19 protein-coding genes and 1 pseudogene are annotated in these 23,303 nt (G+C 72.0%); 11 read left to right on the top strand and 9 right to left on the bottom strand.

The window, feature by feature from the left end:
- Positions 1-7: 7 nt before the first annotated feature.
- Positions 8-1,153 carry a PLP-dependent cysteine synthase family protein gene (locus R2B67_RS33715; protein ID WP_317823874.1) on the bottom strand — a complete coding sequence of 382 codons (1,146 nt, stop codon included), beginning with the start codon at positions 1,151-1,153 and terminating at the stop codon, positions 8-10.
- Between the two features lie 278 nt (positions 1,154-1,431).
- Between R2B67_RS33715 and R2B67_RS33710 the strand changes: the two genes are divergently transcribed.
- Both R2B67_RS33710 and R2B67_RS33705 read left to right on the top strand, forming a co-directional pair.
- Entirely contained in the window at positions 1,432-1,749 is a 318-nt protein-coding gene (locus R2B67_RS33710) for a hypothetical protein (RefSeq protein WP_109980822.1), read from the top strand.
- A 259-nt stretch (positions 1,750-2,008) separates the two neighbouring features.
- The gene (locus R2B67_RS33705; RefSeq protein ID WP_317823867.1) at positions 2,009-2,527 is read left to right on the top strand and encodes an ATP-binding protein; all 519 of its coding nucleotides are present in this window, start codon (positions 2,009-2,011) and stop codon (positions 2,525-2,527) included.
- A 93-nt stretch (positions 2,528-2,620) separates the two neighbouring features.
- Here the strand turns inward: R2B67_RS33705 and R2B67_RS33700 are convergent, their stop codons facing one another.
- Positions 2,621-3,835, bottom strand: coding sequence for an ROK family protein (locus R2B67_RS33700; RefSeq protein WP_018514811.1), 1,215 nt, complete (start codon positions 3,833-3,835; stop codon positions 2,621-2,623).
- A 217-nt stretch (positions 3,836-4,052) separates the two neighbouring features.
- Between R2B67_RS33700 and R2B67_RS33695 the strand changes: the two genes are divergently transcribed.
- From R2B67_RS33695 to R2B67_RS33685, 3 genes are all read left to right on the top strand, one after another.
- The gene (locus R2B67_RS33695) at positions 4,053-5,177 is read left to right on the top strand and encodes an MFS transporter (protein WP_317823864.1); all 1,125 of its coding nucleotides are present in this window, start codon (positions 4,053-4,055) and stop codon (positions 5,175-5,177) included.
- Positions 5,178-5,279: 102 nt separating this feature from the next.
- Positions 5,280-6,062, top strand: coding sequence for a maleylpyruvate isomerase family mycothiol-dependent enzyme (locus tag R2B67_RS33690; RefSeq protein ID WP_317823863.1), 783 nt, complete (start codon positions 5,280-5,282; stop codon positions 6,060-6,062).
- A gap of 128 nt (positions 6,063-6,190) precedes the next feature.
- Positions 6,191-6,505, top strand: a complete 315-nt coding sequence (locus R2B67_RS33685) for a DUF6332 family protein (protein WP_317823861.1) — start codon at positions 6,191-6,193, stop codon at positions 6,503-6,505.
- A gap of 17 nt (positions 6,506-6,522) precedes the next feature.
- Here R2B67_RS33685 and R2B67_RS33680 read toward each other — a convergent pair.
- Positions 6,523-7,038: pseudogene (locus R2B67_RS33680) on the bottom strand (TetR-like C-terminal domain-containing protein); the annotation flags it as partial.
- Positions 7,039-7,051: 13 nt separating this feature from the next.
- Here R2B67_RS33680 and R2B67_RS33675 point away from each other — a divergent pair.
- A complete protein-coding gene (locus R2B67_RS33675) occupies positions 7,052-7,513 on the top strand; it encodes a nitroreductase/quinone reductase family protein (protein ID WP_317823859.1) in 462 nt (153 codons plus the stop codon).
- Here R2B67_RS33675 and R2B67_RS33670 read toward each other — a convergent pair.
- Together R2B67_RS33670 and R2B67_RS33665 are read right to left on the bottom strand one after the other, a co-directional pair.
- Positions 7,497-8,183, bottom strand: a complete 687-nt coding sequence (locus R2B67_RS33670; protein ID WP_317823857.1) for an alpha/beta hydrolase — start codon at positions 8,181-8,183, stop codon at positions 7,497-7,499. The two genes, R2B67_RS33675 and R2B67_RS33670, sit on opposite strands and share 17 nt — an antisense overlap.
- 17 nt (positions 8,184-8,200) lie before the next feature.
- Positions 8,201-9,418, bottom strand: a complete 1,218-nt coding sequence (locus tag R2B67_RS33665; protein WP_026241978.1) for a geranylgeranyl reductase family protein — start codon at positions 9,416-9,418, stop codon at positions 8,201-8,203.
- A gap of 195 nt (positions 9,419-9,613) precedes the next feature.
- Between R2B67_RS33665 and R2B67_RS33660 the strand changes: the two genes are divergently transcribed.
- Both R2B67_RS33660 and R2B67_RS33655 read left to right on the top strand, forming a co-directional pair.
- Positions 9,614-10,978: a dipeptidase gene (locus R2B67_RS33660; RefSeq protein ID WP_317823855.1), complete on the top strand. Its 1,365-nt coding sequence runs from the start codon at positions 9,614-9,616 to the stop codon at positions 10,976-10,978.
- Positions 10,979-11,112: 134 nt separating this feature from the next.
- Positions 11,113-11,805 (top strand): MBL fold metallo-hydrolase, encoded by a 693-nt coding sequence (locus tag R2B67_RS33655; RefSeq protein WP_317823853.1) that lies wholly within the window; start codon positions 11,113-11,115, stop codon positions 11,803-11,805.
- Here the strand turns inward: R2B67_RS33655 and R2B67_RS33650 are convergent.
- The 3 genes from R2B67_RS33650 to R2B67_RS33640 form a co-directional block, all read right to left on the bottom strand.
- Positions 11,802-12,395, bottom strand: a complete 594-nt coding sequence (locus R2B67_RS33650) for a hypothetical protein (protein WP_381074734.1) — start codon at positions 12,393-12,395, stop codon at positions 11,802-11,804. The genes R2B67_RS33655 and R2B67_RS33650 overlap by 4 nt on opposite strands.
- A gap of 64 nt (positions 12,396-12,459) precedes the next feature.
- Positions 12,460-13,500 carry an NUDIX hydrolase gene (locus R2B67_RS33645; RefSeq protein WP_317823849.1) on the bottom strand — a complete coding sequence of 347 codons (1,041 nt, stop codon included), beginning with the start codon at positions 13,498-13,500 and terminating at the stop codon, positions 12,460-12,462.
- A 281-nt stretch (positions 13,501-13,781) separates the two neighbouring features.
- Positions 13,782-14,018, bottom strand: coding sequence for a hypothetical protein (locus R2B67_RS33640; RefSeq protein ID WP_018514799.1), 237 nt, complete (start codon positions 14,016-14,018; stop codon positions 13,782-13,784).
- A gap of 193 nt (positions 14,019-14,211) precedes the next feature.
- Here R2B67_RS33640 and R2B67_RS33635 point away from each other — a divergent pair, with 193 nt between their 5' ends.
- Positions 14,212-20,232, top strand: coding sequence for a hypothetical protein (locus R2B67_RS33635; protein WP_317823841.1), 6,021 nt, complete (start codon positions 14,212-14,214; stop codon positions 20,230-20,232).
- A gap of 612 nt (positions 20,233-20,844) precedes the next feature.
- The gene (locus tag R2B67_RS33630; protein ID WP_317823834.1) at positions 20,845-21,021 is read left to right on the top strand and encodes a DUF8839 family protein; all 177 of its coding nucleotides are present in this window, start codon (positions 20,845-20,847) and stop codon (positions 21,019-21,021) included.
- A gap of 67 nt (positions 21,022-21,088) precedes the next feature.
- On the opposite strand, the gene R2B67_RS33625 is transcribed toward R2B67_RS33630, so the two are convergent.
- Positions 21,089-22,018, bottom strand: coding sequence for an ROK family protein (locus R2B67_RS33625; RefSeq protein ID WP_317823827.1), 930 nt, complete (start codon positions 22,016-22,018; stop codon positions 21,089-21,091).
- Positions 22,019-22,259: 241 nt separating this feature from the next.
- On the opposite strand from R2B67_RS33625, the gene R2B67_RS33620 reads away from it, so the two are divergent.
- The gene (locus R2B67_RS33620; protein WP_030575075.1) at positions 22,260-23,288 is read left to right on the top strand and encodes a LacI family DNA-binding transcriptional regulator; all 1,029 of its coding nucleotides are present in this window, start codon (positions 22,260-22,262) and stop codon (positions 23,286-23,288) included.
- Positions 23,289-23,303 lie beyond the last annotated feature (15 nt).

Here is a 23,303-nt window from a genome sequence, read left to right as displayed (position 1 = left end):
CTGGGTCTCAGTCGGTCAGGGTTCCGGTGGCGAGGAAGTTGCCGATCGCCGTGGTGTACGGGGCGATGTCAAGCCCCTGCTCCTCCAGCCAGGAGTCGGAGTAGTACTTGTCCAGGTAGCGGTCGCCCGGGTCGCACAGCAGCGTGACGACGCTGCCCCGCTCCCCCTGCTCCACCATCTCGGCGATCAGCTTGAAGGCGCTCCACAGCCCGGTGCCCGTGGAGCCGCCCGCCTTGCGGCCGATGGCCCGCTCCAGGGCGCGTACGGCGGCGACGCTCGCCGCGTCGGGCACCTTCATCATCCGGTCGATGGCGCCGGGCACGAAGCTCGGCTCCATACGGGGGCGGCCGATGCCCTCGATCCGGGAGCCGCAATCGCTGCTCGCGTACGGGTCGTGCCGCGTCCAGCCGTCGAAGAAACAGGAGTTCTCCGGGTCGGGCACGCAGACCCGGGTGTCGTGCTGGAGGTAGTGCACATAGCGGGCGATGGTGGCCGAGGTGCCGCCGGTCCCGGCGGTGGCGACGATCCAGGCGGGTTCCGGATAGCGCTCCAGGCGGAGCTGCTGGTAGATCGACTCGGCGATGTTGTTGTTGCCGCGCCAGTCGGTGGCGCGCTCCGCGTAGGTGAACTGGTCCATGTAGTGCCCGCCGCTCTCGGCGGCGAGGGACGCGGACTCCTCGTACATCTTGCGGGAGTCGTCGACGAAGTGGCACTGCCCGCCGTGGAATTCGATGAGCCGGCACTTCTCCGGGCTGGTGGTGCGCGGCATCACGGCGATGAACGGCACGCCGATCAGCTTGGCGAAGTACGCCTCCGAGACGGCGGTCGATCCGCTGGACGCCTCGATGACCGGCTTGCCCGGCCGGATCCAGCCGTTGCAGAGCCCGTAGAGGAAGAGCGAGCGGGCGAGCCGGTGCTTGAGGCTGCCGGTGGGGTGCGTCGACTCGTCCTTGAGGTAGAGGTCGATGCCCCACTCCTCGGGCAGCGGGAAGCGCAGCAGGTGGGTGTCGGCCGAACGGTTGGCGTCGGCCTGGACCTTGCGGACGGCCTCCTTCAGCCAGGCCCGGTACTCCGGGTCGCTGCGGTCGACGTCCACCGTCCCCATGACCGCCCCCGTGGCCCCGCGGTCCTGTCCCAGCTCATGGGTGTCCATCGCCGTGCTCCTGTTCGTGCGCTGTTCGCCGCTGTTCTGTTCGTGCGTTGTTCGCCGCTGTTCGTCAGCCCGGTGCTCCGGTCTCCACGATATGCCCCCGACCTGCACAAACGTTGACTTTGATGGTCCATAGCCCTGGCTTTGAGCAGGCCTTGCGGGAGCAGTTGGGGCGGGCGGTGCGAGGAGCGCGCGGCGGGCTCCCGTGCCCTCTGGCGGCCGGGCGCGCGGCCGGGCACACTGCAACAGGAGAAGTGGTGACGAAGGGGGGCGAAGCCGCGATGGCGGACGCCGAGTTCAGTGCGTCGGGGGTCAGGATCGAGCGGTTCACCCGGTCGCTGACCAGGGCCGGTCAGGTGGTCGTCAAGGACGGCCGGCTGTCCTTGCTGACGAGCAACGGGCGGGAGATCGACAGCGCCCCGGTGGGCACGGTGAGTGCGGGCAAGCGGTGGTTCTTCGCGGCGGATTCGGCCATCGCCCGGGTGAACGGCGTGCGCTACCGGTTGACGATGGGGCAGCGCAACCGCAGACGCGACGGAGCGGCCCCACTGCGCCGCTTCCTGGAGGCGCTGCGCAGCGCGGGCGGCCGCAGGGGCTGAGCCCCGGGCCCGGTTCCTCAGGTGCCGTACGCGGCTCCGCGAGTTGCGGAGCCGCTCGGGCTGGGCCACGCTGGACCCACGTCACTGAAGGTGCACCGTCGGTGACAGAGCGATTCGCTCCCACGGGACACCGCGGGACCGGATCGTGCGACACGAGCAGACACGACAAGAGCAGAGCGGATTCGGCAGTCAGCCCAGTCGTCCGCCGGCTCCGTTCGTCCGTCTTCTTCTTCCGGACCTATTTCGGGGAGTCGCAGCCGTGATCAGCGAGCCAAGCAGGCACTGCACGGTGGAGCTCCAAGCCCTGCCGTCGCGGATCGGTCAGGTCCGCAGAATCATCTCGGCCCAACTGCGCTACTGGCATCTCGATCCTCTGATCGACCAGGCAGCCCTGGGCGTCACCGAACTCCTGACCAATGTCCACCGGCACGCACAGCCGGACAAGTCATGCACCGTCGACATCGAGCTGCTGCTCGACCGGTTGACGGTCTCCGTCCACGACCACGACCCCCGTGTCCCCACGGTGAACGAGGCGGACTCCTTCGCCACCTCGGGACGGGGTCTGGCCCTGATCGCCGCGGTCAGCGAGAGCTGGGGCGTACGGCCGAGCGGCGCGGCCGGAAAGGCCGTCTGGTTCACCTTGCCGGCGGTCTGCAACACCTCGACCCTGCCGCCGCTCGCGGTCTACGGGTCGATCACCGACGGGCCGTTCGGGTCCGTCCCCATCAGCCCCGAGGCCGTCGCGGCGGCCCCGGCCCGGTCGGCCGTGGTCGGCTGAGGTGAAGTACCTGGGTGCGGCGGTGCGGCGAGCCTGATGCCGTACCGCCGTTTCCGGCTTCCGGCTTCCGGCTTCCGGCTTCCGGCTTCCGGCTCAGGCGAGTACCGCGAGCGGGTCGTCCAGGACCGGTTGCCAGGCCAGTTCGGCCGCGCCGACCAGGCTGTTGTGGGTCAGGGTGCAGGGCAGGATCGGCACACTGCCGCTACGGCCCCAGAGGCTGCGGTCGGCGACCACGGCCCGCAGCCGCTCCGGGTCCGCCTCCAGCAGGTCGCGGTGGAGCCCGCCGAGGATGATCCGGTCCGGGTTGAGGATGTTGACGAGCCCGGCGAGGCCAAGGCCCAGACGGTCGATCAGCGCCTCGGCGGCGTTACGTACGTCGGCGTCCTCGTACTCCGTACGCAGCAGGTCCCCGGCCTGCTTGAGGAGCGACTCCTCCGGGCCCGGGTCGCGGCGCGCGGTGGTGAGGAAGGCGAGCGGGTCGGTCTCCACGTCGAGGCAGCCGCGGCCGCCGCAGTGGCAGGGCCGCCCCTCGGGGTTCACGGTGAGGTGGCCCACCTCCAGCGCCAGCCCTGAACTCCCGCTGTGCAGGCGACCGTCGAGCACCAGAGCCCCGCCGACGCCCCGGTGGCCGGTGGCGACGCAGAGGAGGTGCTGGGCGCCGCGTCCGGCGCCGTGCCGGTGCTCGGCCAGCGCGGTGAGGTTGACGTCGTTGCCGGTGAAGGCGGGTCCGGTGATGCCCGCGTCCCGGACGCAGGCGGCGAAGATGTCGCGGACCGGCGAGCCGGCGGGCCAGGCGAGGTGCAGCGGGTTGAGCGCGGTGCCCTCGGGTTCGGCGACCGCCGACGGTACGGCGAGCCCGGCGCCGACGCAGCGCAGGCCGCTCGCGCCGAGCAGTTCCGCTCCCGCGCCGACGACCTCGCCGAGCACCTGCGCGGGGTCGGCCATCACCGCGACGCAGCCCGGCGATGTGGCGACGATCCGGCCGCCCAGCCCGACGAGCGCGGCCCGGAAGCCGTCGGCGTGGACCTGGGCGGCGAGGACGACTGGCCCGTCCTCCAGGACGGAGAGCCGGTGCGAGGGGCGGCCCTGCGAACCGGCCGCGGAACCGGGGCTGGAGTCGACCCGGATCAGCCCGAGCGCCTCCAGCTCAGCGGCGACCGCCCCGGCGGTGGCCCGGGTGACACCGAGCTCGGAGGTGAGGACGGCGCGCGTGGGGGCGCGCCCGGTGTGGACCAGTTCCAGTGCGGGCCCGAGCGCACTGCGGCCCCTCTCCAACTTCGTCCGGGTGGTGGTCGCCTTGCCGTTCATGAGGGCGAGTCTCCCATGATCCGGAGGTGTCACGGACGCCGAGGGAACCCGCCGGGACGGGGAGAACCCGCCTCCGTCAGCCATGTTGCGTCCGCCCTCCACCCACCCCTATGCTGAGTTTGTGCCGCAACTAAACAAACTGCGGACGGCCCTACCGGGGGGACCTGGCGGAGACACCGCCCCACCCTCGTCGGCCCGCCTCCGTACCGCGCTGACCGTGTTCTTCGCCCTCGATGGCTTCCTCTTCGCCGGCTGGGTGGTCCGTATCCCGGCCATCAAGCAGCAGACCGGCGCCTCCGCCTCCACCCTCGGCCTCGCCCTGCTCGGCGTCTCCGCGGGCGCCGTGATCACCATGATGCTCACCGGCCGGCTCTGCCGCCGCTACGGCAGCCACGCCGTGACCGTGGCCTGCGGGGTACTGCTCCCGCTGAGCATCGCCCTGCCCGCGCAGACCCATTCGGCGCTCTCGCTCGGCCTCGTCCTGCTGGTCTTCGGAGCGGCGTACGGCGGGATGAACGTGGCGATGAACAGCGCCGCCGTCGACCTGGTCGCCGAGCTGCGCCGGCCGGTGATGCCGAGCTTCCACGCCGCGTTCAGCCTCGGCGGCATGGTCGGTGCCGGACTCGGCGGGCTGGTCGCGGGCGGTCTCTCCGCCTCGACGCACCTGTTCCTGCTGGCCGGCATCGGCCTGCTCGTCACGGCGTTCGCGGGGCCCGCGCTGCTGCGCCACCGCCCGGCCCGTACGGCTCCCGCAGCGCACACGCCCCAGCGGCAGCCCCAGCGGAAACTCGACCCGCGGGCCCGCCGGATCGTCGTGCTGTTCGGCGTGATCGCCCTGTGCACGGCGTACGGGGAAGGCGCGCTCGCCGACTGGGGCGCGCTCCACCTGGAGCAGGACCTCGACGCCCATCCGGGCCTCGCCGCCGCCGGGTACGCGCTGTTCGCCCTGACGATGACCATCGGCAGACTCACCGGGACGCTGCTGCTGGAACGGCTCGGCCAGACCCGCACCCTGGTCCTCGGCGGTGCGGTCGCCGCGGCCGGAATGCTGCTGGGCGCGCTGGCGCCGACCGCCTGGCTCGCGCTGGCCGGGTTCGCGGTCACCGGCCTGGGGCTGGCCAACATCTTCCCCGTAGCCGTGGGCCGGGCCGGCGAACTGGCCGGACCGAGCGGGGTGGCCGCCGCCTCGACGCTGGGCTACGGCGGCATGCTGCTGGGCCCGCCCGCGATCGGCTTCCTGGCCGACTGGTTCTCGCTGCCGATCGCCCTGACGACCGTGGCCCTGCTGGCCGCGGCGGCTGCCGCCCTGGGGTACGGGGCCCGCAACGCGACGCACGCCTGAGCGGTCCGATCCACCCGGCCCGTCCGCGCACCCCCGGGGCCTGCTCCACCCTCGGGCCGCGTCCACCCTCAGGCCGCCTCAACCCCCTGTCACAATCCGGCCATGGAGATCACCGAGTACATCGCGTCCCTGTCCGAGGAAGGGCGGCTCCTCGCGGCGGCCGCCGAACAGGCGGGTCCCGGGGCCTCGGTCCCGACCTGTCCCGGCTGGCAGATACGCCACCTGCTGCGCCACACCGGCATGGTGCACCGCTGGGCGGCAGAGCTCATCACCGCGGGCCACACCACACCCCAGCCCGACGGCGGAGAGCCGGACCTCGACGGCGAGGAACTCCTCGACTGGTTCCGGACGGGCCACCGCCATCTGGTCCGGTCGCTGGAGGCCGCCCCCGCCGACCTGGACTGCTGGACCTTCATGCCCGCCCCCTCCCCGCTCGCGTTCTGGTCCCGCCGCCAGCTGCACGAGACGACCGTGCACCGGGTGGACGCGGAGTCGGCGCTCGGCGGCCCCCTGACGACGATCGGCGCGGACCGGGCGGCCGACGGCATCGACGAACTCCTGGCCGGCTTCCACGCCCGCCCCAAGAGCCGGGTGCGCTCCTCGGTCCCGCGCACGCTGCGGGTGCGGGCCGTGGACACGGACGCGGTGTGGACCGTACGGATCTCGGACGAGCCGCCGCAGACCGTACGTACGCCCGCCGGGGCGGGGGCCGGGTCGGCCGCCAACCAGGACGGCGGCGGCGACCGCGTGGACTGCGAGCTGAGCGGGACGGCGGAGGGGCTCTACCTCACGCTCTGGAACCGCCTGCCGCTCGCCGCCGTGACTCTGCGCGGCGACCGCTCGGTGGCGAGGCTCTGGACGGACAACTCCGCGGTCACCTGGTGAACTCGGACGGCGGACGCGGGGCTTGCGGCCCGGGGGCCGACGCGGGGTCCGGGCGTGGGGGCTGAGCACGGTTGCCGGACGCGGCCGCGCGCTTGCCGGGAGTGCGACGGGCCTGTGACACTGCGGCCATGGGGGAACGGCGGACGCAGGCGGAGCGGGACGCGATGACGGTCGAGATCGGCTACGCGCTGGTCAGTTCCGCCGTACTGGCCGCCCTCACCTTCGCGGCCACCTCCGCACCCGCCCTCCTCCTCTTCGACCTCGGCCGGACAGCGCGGACGGTGGTCCTCGGCCTCGCCACCGCGGCCGCCGTACTGGCCTTCGTTGCCCGGGTCGTCCACGTCCTGTGGCGCTTTCCGCGGCGGGAGGGCCGCCGCCTGGACGGCCCGGCCCCAGCCCCGGACCGGGCGGGCCGGTCCGGCTCCGCGGACTCCGCAACGTAGAGCGGGCGTCCCGCGATTCAGCCTGCGGCCGGGCTCCCGCGCAGACCGACCGAGCGGGCGAGCTCCCCGGCCGCCTGCCGGAAGAGCTGCTCGCGCGCCTCGACCATCCGGTTGAACTGGCCGAATATCTCGAACGAGATCAGGCCGAAGAGCTGGGCCCACGCGGCCACGAGGGCGGGGGCGACGGCGGGCGGCAGGTCCGGAGTGATGTCGGCGGCGATCCGCTCGGCCTCGGCGCGCAGCTCCGCCGCGAGTGGCGGCACCGCCAGCCCGTCATCCCGGAACGCGTCGCGGATGAGGCCGATGAGGACCATGCCGACCCGGGAAGCGGGGCCCACCGTATCCATGGGGGCGCTGTAGCCGGGGACGGGTGAGCCGTAGATCAGGGCGTACTCGTGGGGGTGGGCGAGCGCCCACTCCCGTACGGCACCGGCCACGGCGACCCAGCGGTCGGCGTACGGCGCGGGGCGCGGGCGGGCCCGGTCGGCGGTGGCGCGGGCGGTCTCCGCGGCCTCACCGATGGCGTCGTACGCCCTGGGAGTCACCATGTCGCAGCAGCCGCAGCCGTACTACCTCCGGGCCGGCGCAACCGCCACCCGCCTCAACAACGTCATCGGCCGACTCGCCCGGCACGGCATCAGCCTCATGGGCTCCGCCGAGATGTCGGTACGGGGACGCACGAGCGGCCGGATGCAGCGCATCCCCGTCAACCCGCACTCCTACGAAGGCGCCCAGTACCTCGTCTCCGCCCGGGGCCACTCCCAGTGGGTGCGCAACATGCGCGTCGCGGGCGGCGGCGAGCTGCGGGTGGGACGCAGAACCCGGGTCTTCACCGCCGTGGAGATCGCCGACGACGCGCAGAAGGCCCGCATCCTCCGCGCCTACCTGAAGCGGTGGGGCTGGGAGGTCAACCAGTACTTCCAGGGAGTCACCGCAAAATCCACGGACGCCGAACTTCTCGCCGCCGGCCCGGACCACCCGGTCTTCCACATCACGTTCGAGAGCTGACCGTGCCGAGCAGCTCAGCCACCAGATCCACCACGCGCGCGGGCCGGGACACGAACGGCGAATGGCCCGAAGGCCACTCCCGTACAGCGGTGCAGCGGGCGGAGAGCGTCCGTTGCAGGGCGGGGTCGATCGCCCGGTCCCCGGCGCAGACCACATAGGTCGAGGGGATCAGCTTCCAGCTGTGGTGCTCGGGGATCCCCCGCCCGCACCCCGGGGCCTGCGGCCGCAACAGGCCGGCCGCGCGGGCGGCGAGAGGCCCGGGGCAGTCGTCGTAGAGGACATCGGCCGCCCGGCCGGGATCCAGGCGTGTCGTACCGTCGGGCCCCTCCCCCGGCACGACCGCGTCACGCAGCCGCGGGGAGGCCCCGCCGAGAGTGGCCGCGCTCTCGCCCACGTCCGGTACGAAGGCCGCGAGGTAGACGAGATGGCGCGCTCCCCGTACGCCGGTGATCACCGACCCGCCGTAGGAGTGGCTGAGCAGGAGCGGAGGCCGGTCCAGCGCGTCGACGGCGGCCTGGACCGCTGCGGTGACGGCGGCCAGGGAGCCCCGGTGGAGCTCGGGGACGACCACTTCGAACCCCGCCGCCCGCAGGCCGTCCGCGACCGGGCCGAAGTGCTCGGGCCGGTGGTAGAGGCCATGGACGAGCACCGCCGCGGCCCGGCCGCCCATCCCCCGCGCCCCGTCGCTCAGCGGTCCATCGCGCTCAACGCCCGCTGCGCCAGCGGGTGCGTACGGACCAGCTCGGCCAGCGACGTCGTGCCCCGGGTGATCCCCGCGAACGCCTTCCAGGCCGGCCGGAAGCCGGTCAGCACCGCGTGCAGCACCCCCGGGCGGCGCTCGAACAACTTGAGCATGCGGCGGCCGACGCCCATCTCCACGCCGAGACCGGCCTTGATGGCGAAGGCGTAGTTGAGGGCCTGGCGGCGGGCGTCCACCGCGTCGTGCGCCTCGGCGATCCTGACGGCCCATTCGCCCGCGAGCCGGCCGGAGCGCAGCGCGAAGGAGATGCCCTCCCGCGTCCACGGCTCCAGGAGCCCGGCGGCGTCGCCGCAGACCACGACCCGGCCGCGCGAGAGCGGCGAGTCGTCGCTGCGGCAGCGGGTCAGATGGCCCGAGGAGATGGACGGCTCGAACCCGGCGAGGCCGAGACGGGCGATGAAGTCCTCCAGATACCGCTTGGTGCCCGCGCCGTCGCCGCGCGCCGAGATCACCCCGACGGTCAGCGTGTCGCCCTTGGGGAAGACCCAGCCGTAACTGCCGGGCATCGGGCCCCAGTCGATGAGCACCCGGCCCGCCCAGTCCTCCGCCACCGTCGCCGGAACGGGGATCTCCGCCTCCAGGCCGAGGTCCACCTGGTCGAGCTTCACCCCGACATGTGCTCCTATACGGCCCGCGCTGCCGTCCGCCCCGACGACCGCCCGCGCCAGCACCGTCTCCCCGCCGGCCAGCACCACGGCGACCGTACGCCGGTCGGGGACGGCGGGCCCGTGCTGCTCCACCCGCACCACCGAGACACCGGTGCGCAGTTCGGCACCGGCCTTCTGCGCCTCCTCCACCAGACCGGCGTCGAACTCCGGGCGGTTGATGAGCCCGAAGAGCATGCGCCGGGACCGGCGGGTGCGGGCGAACTTCCCGTCGAGGGAGAAGGTCACCGCGTGGATACGGTCCTTCAGGGGAAGTTCGAACCCCGGCGGCAGGGCGTCCCGGGAGAACCCGATGATGCCGCCGCCACAGGTCTTGTAGCGCGGCAGTTCCGCCTTCTCCAGCAGGAGGACCCGCCGGCCCGCCACGGCTGCCGCGTACGCCGCCGATGCGCCGGCCGGTCCGGCGCCGACGACGACGACGTCCCACACCGCCGACGACTCTTCGTTTTCCCGCCCGGCGTCTGCGTTCTCGCTGCTCACGATGTGCTTCTGCTCCCGATCCGACCAGTGGCCCCAAGCTGCTCACGGCATCCTACGGCGCGTCCCGGCCGAGCCCCCCTGTGGGAGGATCGGCCATGATCTGTTCCTGTACGCGACACCGCATCCACGGTGTCGCCGACGGGCGCGTACACACCGTGCCCTCCCCATAACGTCGCACCCACGAGGAGCGTGCCCATGACCGCCCGCCCGATTTCCGAGACCGTCGCCTCGCTGATGCCCCGTGCGCGGGCGGAGCTCGCCGAGCTGGTCGCGTTCCCGTCGGTGGCGGACCCCGCGCAGTTCCCGAAGAGCGGGTGCGAGGCCGCGGCGAACTGGGTCGCGGACGCCCTGCGCGCCGAGGACTTCACGGACGTCGCCCTCCTCGACACCCCCGACGGCACCCAGTCGGTCTACGGCTACCTGCCCGGCCCTGCGGGTGCTCCGACCGTACTGCTCTACGCCCACTACGACGTACAGCCGCCGCTGGACGAGTCGGCGTGGCTCTCCCCGCCGTTCGAGCTGACCGAGCGCGACGGGCGCTGGTACGGCCGGGGTGCGGCGGACTGCAAGGGCGGGTTCATCATGCACCTGCTCGCGCTGCGCGCCCTCAAGGCGAACGGCGGCGTGCCGGTCTCGGTGAAGGTGATCGCCGAGGGCTCCGAGGAGCAGGGCACCGGCGGTCTGGAGCGGTACGCGGAGGCGCACCCGGAGCTGCTGGCGGCCGACACGATCGTCATCGGCGACACCGGGAACTTCCGGGTCGGGCTGCCGACGGTCACGGCGACGCTGCGCGGGATGACGATGCTGCGGGTGCAGCTCGACACCCTCGAAGGGAACCTGCACTCCGGGCAGTTCGGCGGTGCCGCCCCCGACGCACTGGCCGCGATGATCCAGCTGCTCGCCTCCCTGCGCGACGAGAACGGCACGACGACGGTCGACGGCCTGACCGGTGACGCGGACTGGGACGGCATCCAGTACCCGGAGGCGGAGTTCCGGCAGGACGCCAAGGTGCTGGACGGTGTCGAGCTGATCGGTACGGGCACGGTCGCCGACCGGATCTGGGCGCGCCCCGCCGTCACCGTCATCGGCATCGACTGCCCGCCGGTCGTCGGCGCCACGCCGTCCGTGCAGGCGAGCGCCCGGGCCCAGATCAGCCTGCGGGTACCGCCCGGCCACGACGCCGCCGAGGCGACGAAGCTGCTCACCGCCCACCTGGAGTCGCACGCCCCCTGGGGCGCACGGGTCGCGGTGGAGCAGGTGGGCCAGGGCCAGCCGTTCCGCGCCGACATGAGCAGCCCGGCGTACACGGCGATGGCGGCCGCGATGCGGGACGCCTACCCGGGCCAGGAGATGCAGTCCTCCGGCATGGGCGGCTCGATCCCGCTCTGCAACACCCTCGCGTCGCTCTACCCGCAGGCGGAGATCCTGCTCATCGGCCTGAGCGAGCCCGAGGCGCAGATCCACGCGGTGAACGAGAGCGTGTCGCCGGAGGAGCTGGAGCGGATGTCGGTCACCGAGGCGCTGTTCCTGCGCAACTACGCGGAGTCCAAGAAGGCCTGACCCTCGCGAACGCCCCCGGCGGCGGCCTCTCCCGGCCGCCGCGGGGGCAACCGCACCGGCCACTACGCCCTCGGCGAAGTCGCCGGAAGCGTAGTTCCGCAGGGCGGGTGCCGGTGTCTGCGTACGTTCGCCGCATGGATCTCATCGAGGTACTCACCGGGCGCCTGCACATGTTCCGCTTCCGGATCGGCCAGGCCTATCTCTGGCGCGATGGCGCGGACCTGACGCTGATCGACGCCGGGGACATCGAGGCGGCGTCCGCGATCGAGGAGGCGGTACGGGGTCTGGGGCCGGCCCCCGGCCGGATCGGGCGCATCGTCCTCACCCATGGCCACCGTGACCACTACGGCGCGGCTCAGGAGCTGGCGGACCGCCACGGCGCCGAGATCCTCGCCCACCCGCTGGACGCGCCGGTGATCCGGGGCGAGCTCCCCGTACCGGAGCCGGACCTGCTGGACTGGGAACGGCCGCTGTACGAGCACGGGCTGACGGTCCCCGAGGCGCCGCCCACCCGGGTCGACCGCGAGGTGGCCGACGGGGAGGTGCTGCCGTTCGGCGGCGGGGCCCGGGTGGTCCATGCCCCGGGCCATACGCCGGGCTCCATCGCGCTCCATCTGCCGCACCACGGGGTCCTGTTCACCGGGGACTGTGTGGTGGGCGTCGAGGGGGTGATGCTCGGCGTGTTCAACGTGGACCGGGGGCAGGCCCAGGAGACGTTCCGGCGGCTGGCCGCCCTGGAGGCCCGTACGGTCTGCTTCGGGCACGGCGACCCTCTCACCGAGGACGCGGCGGAGGCCATGCGGGCGGCGGGGCTCTCGGCGGCCTAGGGGGTGTCCTTAAGCGGCGCCACCACCTCGATCACCCTGCCGGTACCGGCGACAGGCCGGGCCTCGTACATCGTGATCGCGTCGCCGCACCTCAGATGAGCCCACCGTTCGGGGGTCAGAGGTGCCAGCCGGACCTCGGCGGTCTCTCCCGGGCCGAGTTCCGCCGCGTTCTCCACCCACAGCGTCGCGATGTCCAGGTCGCGTTCTCCGTCGGCACGGCGGTTGCCGATGTCCCACACCGGCCGGAGCCGGCCGTCGCCGGAGAAGGCAGTCCGGCGCAGCCCCTCCTCCGCAGCCACCAGGGTGAGGGTGGCCCGGATGGTGCCGTGCCGGACTTCCCAGGCCCGCCACTCGCACCACCGGCGGCTGCGGTCGAGCATCATCTGGCGGGCGGCTTCGGCGAGGCGTTCCCAGAAGTCGACGGACACGGGGTGGGCATCCCCGATCTCGGTGAGAGCGTCGAGCGCCCGCTCCCACTCGTAGCGCCCGATGTCCTCGCGCACGTCCTCGGCCGTCCAGCCGCTCTCCGCCGCGGCCTCCTCCGGCAGGAGATCGGCGGCCAGCCGAAGAAGTGTGAACGCGTCATCCATGGGGTGCATTGAACCCCGTCCCGGACGCCCAGGCGTGAGCGGGGCGCCGAGCGCGGGGCGTCCGTCAGCCCACCGGCACGCCCGCCTCCAGGTTGAGCACCGTGGACCGCTCCCGCGCCCGCAGGGCCCAGCGCAGCCGTTCGTAGCGGGTGGGAGGCAGCATTCCGGCCGCCTCCTGCTCCGTGAAGAAGCGCCAGCCGCGCAGCTCGGAGCCGGGGAGCAGCAGTCGGCCTGCGTCCTCGGAACGCAGCAGTCCCCCGTCGAAGAGGAAGCGCAGTCCGCCGTAGCCGGGCGGGGAGGGCGGCTCCCAGTCGACGAGGAGCAGCGTGGGCAGCCTGTCGAGGCGGAGCCCTATCTCCTCGGCCACCTCCCGTATCCCGGCCTGCGCCGGGGCCTCGCCCTCCTCCACGACCCCGCCGGGGAACTCCCAGCCGGGCTTGTACGTGGGGTCGACGAGGAGCACCCGGTCCGCTTCGTCGAAGAGCAGCACCCCGGCGGCCACGGTCGCGGCGGTCGGCTCGGGGCTCTGGACGATCTCGCACGCCCCGGCGGCACCGCTGCGGACGGCGTCCGCGATTCGTTCGGCGGTCTCGCGCGGGGTGAGGGCGCCGTTGTCGATCACATGGGCGTCAGCGGCGATCCAGCCGAGGGCGTCCCGGTAGGGGCCGATGTGGTCGTACGCCCACCGGTTGACCCGCTCGCTCTGCTCACGGTCACCGGGGTACTCCACCCGGCCCGCTATCCGGCTACGCAGGATCGTTTCCTCAGGTGAGAGCAGTACATGACGGACCGGGATGCGCCGCGAGGCGAGGCCGCCGAAGATCTCGTCCCGGTACTCCTGTCTCAGCAGCGTCATCGGCACCACCAGCACCCCGGGCATCTCGGCCAGCAGCGCGGCCGCCGTGTCCACCACGAGCCGCCGCCAGATCCTCAGGTCCTGGAAGTCGCCCACCTCGGCCAGCTTCTTCTGGGGCAGCAGTCCGCGCAGCCCTGCTCCGGTGAGCTCCGGGTCGTACAAGGTGCTGTTCGGGATCAGATCGATCAGTTCGCCCGCGACGCTGGTTTTGCCAGCGCCGAACGCACCGTTGATCCATAGAACAAACACTGGTACTCCAGGGTGGGAAGGCCGCTGAACAGCGGCGAAGCGGATTTCGCGGGATCATCTGGGAGACGGATGGGAAAGGCGGCGTCCACAGCCCGGCTCCCACCACCTCCTTCGCCCAGACTCCCTGGAGATACCCAACGATCCGCTCTTCCATCGCGATCGTCACCTCGCTGTAGGTGCCCTCCACTGCCGGCAGCCCATGGGTCCCCGACGACCTCGTGCATGGCCGGCAGTGGGACATCGAAGAGGTGGAGGCCCCGACGACGTCGGGGCCTCCGTGCTCAGCGACTCGGCCCGATCAGGAGGCGGAGGACGGGGACGGCGGCCCCGGCTCCGGTCAGTCCCGCGATCACGGCGCCGGCGACGGGGGCACCGCTGAGGAACGTCAGGCCCCCCATCACCACACCGATCACGAACGCGACGAGCAGAACGACGGTGGTGTGCAGGGGCAGGAAGGGAACGTCGGGCGACGTACCGGGGGTGGAGTCGGAGGACGCTCGGCGGACGGATCCTGACATCGGATGTTCTCCCTTTCCGAGTGCGCCCTCGGCCTGAACAGCTCCGGTGCGCCTGGTCATTGCCCCGCGTTCGGGGGCTTTCCGGCGAGTCATCGCCGGTGGGGGAGGCTCGATTGCGCAGGAGGTGGTTGTCGTCCGGGTTTTCCGGGAACTTTCCCGTCCGGACGAAGCGTCCGTACAGAGGGGGATTGCTGTGAAAGGCACCGCTACCGCAGAGTTTCATCGGGAACTGGCGAATCTCTACCGGGCGGCCAACAGCCCCACGTACAAATCGCTGGTCAGGCTCGCCCATGACCAGCGCCCGCCGCTGAGGGCGTCCACCACGAGCGTCAGCTCCTGGCTGACGGGCGCCACCGTGCCCGCACCTGCCTCTCGGAAGGTCTATCTGTTACTCGTCTCGCATCTTCAGAAGCGGGCCGTCAGCGAGTCGCGCACCTACCAGCCCAGGGCGGAGCGCTACTGGAGCACGCTGCTCGACAACGCGCGACGTGAGAAGGACAGTCGGCGCGGCGGGCGGCCGCGTTCCGAGCCGGCCGCGGACACCCTGCCGGATCCCCGTCGTGACGCGGCGCTGGACAGCTATCTGGCCTGGGTGATCGACGTGACGCGCCGGATGCCGGTACAAGGTCTGCATGCGGCTTCGGGCCTGGTGGAGTTGGAACTGGAGCGGGTGTACGTGGCCCTGAAGGTCGACACGAGCAGCCCGCGCGAGCGAGCCGCCGCAGTCGAAGCGCTACGACAGGAACTCGACGCCCGCCTGGGCAATCTGGACCTGCCGCCCGAGGAAGTCGAGCGGCGCCGTTGGTACTTGTACAGCGACCTTCCGGCGGCCGACTACCTGGGTACCGCCGACCGGCTCTCGGAGCTCCTGGTCGAGCCGACGACCATCCTGACGGTTGACGAACTCTACCGGCGCGAGGCCGCCGCAGTGATACTCGGCGACCCTGGCAGTGGCAAGACGACCGTCATGCGCTGGCTGGCCCTGGTGCACGCGACCGCTCTACGCAATCGCGAAACGCGGGTGCGTGTGGCCTCCACGCGGGTCGACACCACCAGGCTGACCGATGAAGAGGTTGTGCTGGGCCGCCCGCTCATTCCCGTCCTGGTGCGCGTCGGAGAATACGCGGCGGACCGACAGCACCGGGCAGCACAGGGACTGCCGCCGCGCGGGCTCACCGAGTTCCTCGGCCACCACACCTGGAACGGGCAGCGCCCGGTCTGGCTCGCCGACAGCGGGGACTACCGGGCCAACGAGCAGCTTCCGCAGGAAGTGGTGGCGGACCTGCTGACCACCGCCCTGCGCCGGGGACAAGCTCTGGTGGTGCTCGACGGGCTGGACGAGGTCGCGGCAGAGGTGCGAGAAGAGACTGCGGCCGCCGTCAGCGAGTTCGTCCGTGCCTGGACGGGCGACGGTCGAGTGCCCGAGGAGAAGGGCAATCGAACCTTCGTGACCAGCCGGATCGCCGGGTACCACCTGGCCCCTCTGCCCCTGCATCTGCCGCAGGTCACCGTCGAGCGGATGACCGGCCAAGCCCTGAAAGTCTTCGTGAAAAGCTGGATCGCCGAAATCGCCGGTGCCGTCCGCGAACCGTTGTCACCACTGACCGATCCCGTCGCGGCGGCGGACAGCCTGCTGACGCTGCTGGCGGCTCCTGCCAACCGTCATGCTCGCGACCTGGCCAGCAACCCACTGCTGGCCAGCGTGATCGTCAGCGTTTTCCTCAACGGCGGCGGCAGCCTGCCACCGCAGCGCGTCGAGCTGTTCGACGAGGCGGCGGGCGCGCTGATGCAAGCCTGGAAACGCCGCCTGGGAGGCGGTTTCTCCAGTACGGCATACCAGTCGATGCTCGCCACCCTGCCCGCCGTCGCCACCTACATCCACGCCACGAAACCGAACGGCGTGATCACCTGGGCAGAGTTCCGCGCCAAGGTTCTGCGCGAGATGGCCCGGATCGACCGCACCGACCCGGAGCACCCCAATCCGCTGCTGCAGGCCCGCGTCGACTCTTTGCTGGAGACCATGCGCACCGAGGTCGGCCTCCTCGTGGAGAGCGGGCCCGACGCCTTCCGTTTCTCACACCAGACGTTCCAGGAGTTCTTCGCCGCGCGCCACCTGGTAGCCGAACCTGCCTGTCGGCTGGAGCGGCTCACCGCCCGACTGGCCGATCCACGCTGGCGCGAGCCGATTCTGATGGGGCTCGCGCTGGTCAACTGGGAATCCGCGGACCTGGTCGTCGTGGTGCGGGAACTGCTGGCCGTGGACGGCAGGCTGTCCGAGTTCTTTCCTGACACGGGGCTGCTTCTGGCGGCTGCCGTACTGCAGATGACCGACGTGCCGGCGGATGCGGTGCGGGCGATCGTCACCACCCTGGTGGCCGGTTACGGGTCGGCGATGGGCCGTCAACGCCTGTCGAGGACTCGCGAGCTGATCAACACCAGCATCGCCGCGCTGCGTGAGGACGGCTACGCGGAGGCAGTTGACGAGGCGCTCGTGGAGGCGTTGGCGGAGCGAGCCGAGTCCCGTCTCCCCGGCGCGGCGGCCGCGATCGTCGCCGGGGTCGGGGCGGTTTCGTCACGCCTCGCGGAGGCGCTCGCCGCTGCTGCCGACCGGGACGACCCCGATCTCGGCCATCCGATCACGGCCGCGCTCGGTGGCATGGTGCCGACCGGGGCAAGCCATCAGCCGGGCCGGTTGCCGGCGGACTGGCGTTCTGGTCGGCTCAAGATGCGAGACCTCCTCCGTCGCTCGCCCGAAGAAGCACAACGAGTGGCGGCCGACCCGCTCTGGCAGTCGCTGGTGCTGTGTCTGTACGGTGGTCAGCCCGACCTGGGTGCCGCCAGTGCGCTCGACGAGTACCACCGGATAGCCAACTTCCTGCAGCAGAGCGACTTCCGGCGCTCGGGATTCACGGACTACTTCGGTGAGATGTGGAGCTCCGACGACCCGATCTACACCATGGCTGTCCACCTGGACACCCACGGGCACAAGAGGCGCTGGTCTCAGCAGCCACGGTTCGTGGTCGAGGCGATCTGGCGCGACACGCGGCTGACCCGTTGGATCCAGTCGGCTCTGCAACGTGACGACCTGCCCGGGCTGACCGACTTCCTGGCCGGCCGTCAGTACTCCACCGACCCGCGCGAAGCCGCCGATGCCACGCTGGCGCTGTGGGCGCTGGGCCACGAGCAGGACGAGTTCCTCTCGAATGGCACCCCTGCGGCCTTGTTGGCCTCGGTCCGGATCTCCGCGCTGGCCGTCCAACTACGCGACGCCACTGTGCGGGCCGCGCCGGCGGCGGTGCGGGCGCTGGTCGAGGCCGCCGACCGGCTGCCGACCGCGGAGTGGGACGAACTGCGTCAAGTTGTGACGTCGACGCTGATCGAGGCCGGTGCTCCGCCGATCGAGTTCCCGGATCCTGCGCTCCTCCCCGACCATGCTCAGATCTCGGTCCTGGCTGACGAGATCACTCAGCATGTTCTCGGGTACGGCGATGACTCTCTCTACAACGCGGTGGAGTTCGCCGACCGGATAGATGGGCACCGTTTCCCGGCAGACCGGCTGGTCGCCGCGCTGCACGGTCGTGGTGCCAACCGCGTCGACGGCTATCCGCTCTTCCAGTACTGGTGGCCGGCAGACCCGCTCTGTTTCACGGACGACGACGACCCGGTGCCGTCCGCGGTCCTCGACCAGATCCTGCGGCTACCCGCGCCTCTCTCCTTCTCTCCGGGCTGGCTGTTCCGTGACGTGCTCGCTCCACTGATCGCTGACCACCCCGTGCTGCCGGAGGCCCTCGCCGTGGCGTGGAGCAGTACCCGACGGCGCGGTGGGGACGCCGCGGGGACGCTGTCCTCGTTCGACGCGGAGCTGGCGGTGACCGCAGACGCGTACGGACATCTGCGCCGACTGGCTGACGATGTGGCGGACCCGTGGTATCAGGCACGAGCGTGGCTGCGCCTGGCCGAACTGTTTCCCGCCCGCCGGCCGGCGTTGTTGGCTCTGGTGAGGAGCGCCATCGCCGAGGTCTCCGAGGGAAACCGCGGCACGGTCCGGGCCTTTCAGCTGGCCGAGCGGGTCGCCCTGCTGACCACCACGGCGGAAAGGGCGAGCGCGCTCGACGAGTGCCGGCGCCGCGCCGAGGCGATAGCTGAGGACCACGACGCGGCGACAGCTCTGCTGAGGCTCGCCCGGTTCCTGCCCTCACCGGACTGCGATCCGGTGGCTCTGAAGGCGATCGACCGGGCTGCCCGGTCCGACGACCAGATCGGCCGGACGCTCCTTGCACGGGCGATGGCCGAATTCGAGGACCGTCCTGCGGTCCGCACCGCCGTGGAACGGGCCGCCGGTGGGGCCGCGGCGGTGGGACCGGACAGTATCCTGGGGCGCCGCCTACCGGCTCTGATCGGCGCCGATCCGCATGCCGCTCAGGTCTGGACACCGGTAGCGCTCCACGCCCGGGCCAGGGAAGTGGGCAGACGCAGGAGAACGGCGGAGGCAGAGGCTGCCTGGGCCCGACTGGCGGCGTCCCCGGACACGGAGGCGGTCGCCGCGGTGCTCGCCGTCCACGACTACGGCCTGATCGAGTGCCGGGCTCCTGTGGTCCGAGCCGTCACCGCCGCGGCCGAGGCCCGTGGTGTGGACCTCGACCCCGTCCTGTCCCGACTGGTTCGGCTCGACTGCGCGGCCGAGCCCCTGGTGACCGGCTGGCTGGCGCACGGCCGGCCTCGGCTACGCCAATCGGCCGCCCTCCTGCTGACCGAGTACCACCGTTTGAACGCCACAACTGTCGGGCCGATCACCGAACTCCTCACCGACGATGACGACCTGCTGCGCGGCCGGGCCCTCGATGTGCTGGACAGGGAGGCCGAACGCAAGACCACCCATGACTCGGTTGCCCGCCTGGAACCGACCACGCTGGAGCATCTGGCCAAGTTCGCCATCGCCCAGCGTGGTTACGAGCCTTCGGGTGCTCTGGTCATCACCTGGCATCTGTCCTCTGTACTGCAGGACGACCCAGCGGCGTTCCGGCGGTGGTGCGCGGCTGTGGACGCCGGCGGTCCTGACGCCGATGTGGCCGCCTGCCTGCTGGAGCACCTCTTGCCCACAGACGACCGGGTGTTCGACGAACTGTTGACACAGCTGTCCGCGGCGAGTCCGCCGCTGCTGGCCGTGCTGGTCAAAAGCTGCCTCAAGTCGATCCACACCGACGCGCGAAACGAGGACGGGGCAACCCTGGAGTACGACTCACAGCGCTGGGCGCGGCTGTACGCCACCCTGTCAGCACTGGACGTCGACCGGCTGCGCCAGCAGCGCTTCCTGGTCGCCCACCCGGGCGACGTAGTGGCTGCGATCCATTCCGCCTTGAAGGAGACCGGCGGAGCCCTCGACGAACAGTCGGTCGATCGCGCCTCGGCCGCGTTGTGGCAATCCTGCGGGACCGATCTGGGCACCTCACTCACCGACGCTGTCGATCCGGCGGCCGCCCACGCCCAACTGGCCCGCATCGGAGCTCAGTTCTTCTACGCCGAGAAGACGATCCAAGAGGTATTGGCGGCCTACCGCGAGCTGAACACCTCGGCATCCGATGAGCACTGGCCGTGGGCCGACTTGCTGGTGCGCTGGGTCTGTCGACTGCTCGACGAGTCGGTGGTGGACGAACCAGGCCGATGGGAACGCAGCCACGCCCTGGTCGCACTCCAGGCAGTGGCCGTCACGGACGCCGACATCCTGCGCCAACTGCCGGAAGCCGAAGAACTCGGACAGCATTTGGCTGATGCGCTGATGTACCACAATTCCTTTCCCGGTCGTGCCGCCGCCGCCGAGCTGCTGGGTGTGCTGCGGGCCGGATCCAGTCCGACACTGCGGGCGCTGGAAAGCGGGCTGCGGGACGTGACTGCCGTGCGTTCGGCGGCCCTGCGCGCGTACGGGGCGCTGCGCCTGGTCGACGAGGACCTGGTCGACGACTTGGCCACCGCACTGACCGGGCCGAGCTCCGTCACCGCCTGGGCGGCAGCCCGGCTGCTGTCGATCATTGGTGAACGCGCTTCCACTCCGGCGAGAGTGCGTGACCGCATCATCGATCTGCTGGCCGACACCGCCCGTGATCCCCGTTCTCGGCGCACCGTCTACTTCTCCTACATGGCGACCCCGATCCCTCTGCTGCCGGAACTCGACGACGCCGTGGTCGAGGCCCTGCAGCGCGTCTTCCGCATCGAGTGAGAAAGGGGTGTCGGTGGTAAGGGGGATGACGTACTGCACGTGCTCCCGCTCCGTCGCTTCGGATGCGACGCGCGCTCGCGCCACCTGCCGTTCGTCGACGCCGTCGTAGAGGTAGCTGTCGTGCCGGAGCGGGTGATGGCGCCGGCGTCCGGCCCCGGCGAGTCCGCTGCGACGCGCCCCTTGGAACTCACCGCGGTCGCCCACTCGATGCACGAAGCGGGTCAGTTGTGGAGCCCCGCAACAGGTTCGGCCGACAGCCCGCGCCGCAACCAGGCCTCTGATCAGCGCGCGGCAGCGGCCGGGACAGCTGCGGAGGGAGGGGCGTGGCGCCAGCCCACACGCAGGTGCTCGACGTGGTTCGGAAAGGTCTCCGACCGAGCAGGGCGCCTCCTGGAGACGGGCAAGCTCGAGTCCCCCTCGACGGCGATGGCCCACGGCGGCGACAGCGGCGCGTGCGTTGCCGGGATGCGGAGATCCGGGACGTATCGGAGGAGCCGACGGTACGAAGCCGGCTTCGGGGGCAGCCGTATCCCTGACGGGCGAAACTCGTTGAGCAGGTAATAGCCAGGCCTACGGCATGGGCCGGCGGCACAGGACAACTGGGGGTGCGCCATGCGGCGGACGATTCTCGAACGGTTTCCGGCCGGAGATCCTCGCGGGAGCTGGGCGGCCGAGGAGTTCGCGGCGGCGCGCCGCGGGGAGGGCCTGGCGGCGGAGGTCGTGATGAACCTGGACCAGGACGTCTTCCTCGTGGTCGTCCCGCAGCAGTCGGCGGACGCGGGTCGCTGAGGGGACGTCGTACGGCCCCGTGGGGTGCCCGGCCTGACGAACCGGGCACCCTACGGAGAGCTCGGCGCTAGCGCAGCGCGATCGCCGCGGCCGCCGCGCCGACCAGTCCCGCGTCGGTGCCCATCACGGCGGGCGCGACGGTGAGGCCGCGGACGAACGAGAGCGTGGCGTAGTCGCGCAGGCTGCGGCGCAGCGGTGCGAAGAGCACCTCGCCGGCGCCTGCCACTCCCCCGCCGATCACCGCGATGTCGATCTCGACCAGGGTGGCGGTGGCCGCGATCCCGGCCGCGAGCGCCTGGGCCGCACGCTCGTACGAGGCGAGGGCGACCGGGTCCCCGGCGCGCGCGGCGGCGGCCACCGCGGCGGCCGTGGTGTCGCCGTCCGGTCCGGGGAGCCAGCCGCCGTCCAGGGCGCGGCGGGCGATGTTCGGGCCGCTGGCGATGCGCTCGACGCAGCCGCGCGCGCCGCAGGGGCACAGGTCGCCGTCCAGGTCGACGCTGATGTGGCCGATGTGGCCGGCGTTGCCGGAGGGGCCCGGGTGGAGCGTGCCGCCGAGGACGAGGCCGCCGCCGACGCCCGTCGACACGACGAGGCAGAGCGCGTTGTCGTAGCCGCGCGCCGCCCCGAGCCAGTGCTCGGCCGCCGTCATCGCGACCCCGTCGCCGACCAGGGCGACCGGCAGCCCGCCGATGGTCTTCTGCACCCGCTCCACCAGCGGGAAGTCGCGCCAGCCGGGGACGTTGACCGGGCTGACCGTGCCCGCGGCCGCGTCGACCGGCCCCGCGCTGCCGATCCCGGCGGAGCCCGCGCGCTCCCACAGCGCAGAGGCCGTCAGCTCGCCGAGCACCTCGTCCACGGCGCCCATCACCGCCTCGGCACCCTCCCGGGCGGGCGTCGGCCGCTGCGCCCGTACGAGGAGGTTCCCATCGCCGTCGACCAGCGCGCCGGCGATCTTGGTGCCGCCGATGTCGAGCGCGGCGACGAGGTCGGTATGCATCGGTGTGGCTTCTCCGGATGGGTGAAGGGCGGGACCTGCGGGTTCAGTCAATAGTCTGCACAGTCTCCATGGCGTTGACAACGTTGTCCAGGGCCTATGCTCGACGCCACAGCCTCCGTTCGTCTCCGCAGCAGGCTCCGCGGGCCGTCCGGAGGTGCCCGTATGCCGCCCGAATCGCCGACGTCACCGCTCTCCCCCCGCCCGCTCACCCCGCCCGTTTATGACGACAGGACAGCGCACCGTGGACCGGACCACCCGTCATTCCGAGACCCGCTACGGCAACCGGCCGACCATGAAGGACGTGGCGGCCCGCGCCGGAGTGGGCCTCAAGACGGTCTCCCGGGTGGTGAACAGCGAGCCCGGCGTCACGCCCGACACCGAGCGCCGCGTGCAGGAGGCGATCGACGCGCTGGGCTTCCGCCGCAACGACAGCGCCCGGGTGCTGCGCAAGGGGCGTACGGCCTCGATCGGCCTGGTCCTGGAGGATCTGGCCGACCCCTTCTACGGCCCGCTGAGCCGCGCCGTGGAGGAGGTCGCCCGCGCGCACGGGGCCCTGCTCATCAACGGCTCCAGCGCCGAGGACCCCGAGCGCGAGCAGGAGCTCGTGCTGGCCCTGTGCGCCCGACGGGTGGACGGCCTCATCGTGATCCCGGCGGGCGACGACCACCGGTATCTGGAGCCCGAGATCAAGGCGGGCATCGCCACGGTCTTCGTGGACCGCCCGGCGGGCCGGGTCGACGCGGACATGGTGCTCTCCGACAGCTTCGGCGGCTCCCGGGAGGGCGTGGCCCACCTGATCGCGCACGGCCACCGCCGGATCGGGTTCATCGGCGACCAGCCCCGGATCCACACCGCCACCGAGCGCCTGCGCGGCTACCACGCGGCGATGACGGACGCGGGGATCACCGTGGAGGACGGCTGGGTCTCGCTCGGCACCACCGACCCGGGCCGGGTCCGGGCGGCGGCCGAGGCGATGCTCGGCGGGCCCGAGCCGGTCACCGCGCTCTTCGCGGGGAACAACCGGGTGACGGTGACGGCGGTCCGGGTGATCGCGGAGCGGGAACGGCCCGTCGCCCTGGTCGGGTTCGACGACATCGAGCTGGCGGACCTGCTCGGCATCACCGTCATCTCGCAGGACGCGGCGGCCGTCGGCAGGACCGCCGCCGAGCACCTCTTCCGCCGGCTCGACGGCGCGGACCACGCCCCGGCGCGGGTGGAGCTGCCGACGACGCTGATCCCGCGCGGCTCGGGCGAACTGCCGCCCGCCTGAGCCCACCCGGTCCTG

The organism is Streptomyces cyaneofuscatus, from assembly GCF_033109485.1.
GTDB classification, from domain to species: Bacteria; Actinomycetota; Actinomycetes; order Streptomycetales; family Streptomycetaceae; genus Streptomyces; species Streptomyces cyaneofuscatus.
Note: the sequence above shows the minus strand (reverse complement) of the source record. Positions and strands in the feature narration are given on the sequence as shown.

What these genes read in the sequence shown, in the direction of transcription:
- R2B67_RS33715 (WP_317823874.1), bottom strand. Translation starts at nt 1,153, where the DNA reads ATGGACACCCATGAGCTGGGACAGGACCGCGGGGCCACGGGGGCGGTC.
- R2B67_RS33710 (WP_109980822.1), top strand. Translation starts at nt 1,432, where the DNA reads ATGGCGGACGCCGAGTTCAGTGCGTCGGGGGTCAGGATCGAGCGGTTC.
- R2B67_RS33700 (WP_018514811.1), bottom strand. Translation starts at nt 3,835, where the DNA reads ATGAACGGCAAGGCGACCACCACCCGGACGAAGTTGGAGAGGGGCCGC.
- R2B67_RS33690 (WP_317823863.1), top strand. Translation starts at nt 5,280, where the DNA reads ATGGAGATCACCGAGTACATCGCGTCCCTGTCCGAGGAAGGGCGGCTC.
- R2B67_RS33685 (WP_317823861.1), top strand. Translation starts at nt 6,191, where the DNA reads ATGGGGGAACGGCGGACGCAGGCGGAGCGGGACGCGATGACGGTCGAG.
- R2B67_RS33675 (WP_317823859.1), top strand. Translation starts at nt 7,052, where the DNA reads ATGTCGCAGCAGCCGCAGCCGTACTACCTCCGGGCCGGCGCAACCGCC.
- R2B67_RS33670 (WP_317823857.1), bottom strand. Translation starts at nt 8,183, where the DNA reads ATGGGCGGCCGGGCCGCGGCGGTGCTCGTCCATGGCCTCTACCACCGG.
- R2B67_RS33660 (WP_317823855.1), top strand. Translation starts at nt 9,614, where the DNA reads ATGACCGCCCGCCCGATTTCCGAGACCGTCGCCTCGCTGATGCCCCGT.
- R2B67_RS33655 (WP_317823853.1), top strand. Translation starts at nt 11,113, where the DNA reads ATGGATCTCATCGAGGTACTCACCGGGCGCCTGCACATGTTCCGCTTC.
- R2B67_RS33650 (WP_381074734.1), bottom strand. Translation starts at nt 12,395, where the DNA reads ATGGATGACGCGTTCACACTTCTTCGGCTGGCCGCCGATCTCCTGCCG.
- R2B67_RS33640 (WP_018514799.1), bottom strand. Translation starts at nt 14,018, where the DNA reads ATGTCAGGATCCGTCCGCCGAGCGTCCTCCGACTCCACCCCCGGTACG.
- R2B67_RS33630 (WP_317823834.1), top strand. Translation starts at nt 20,845, where the DNA reads ATGCGGCGGACGATTCTCGAACGGTTTCCGGCCGGAGATCCTCGCGGG.
- R2B67_RS33625 (WP_317823827.1), bottom strand. Translation starts at nt 22,018, where the DNA reads ATGCATACCGACCTCGTCGCCGCGCTCGACATCGGCGGCACCAAGATC.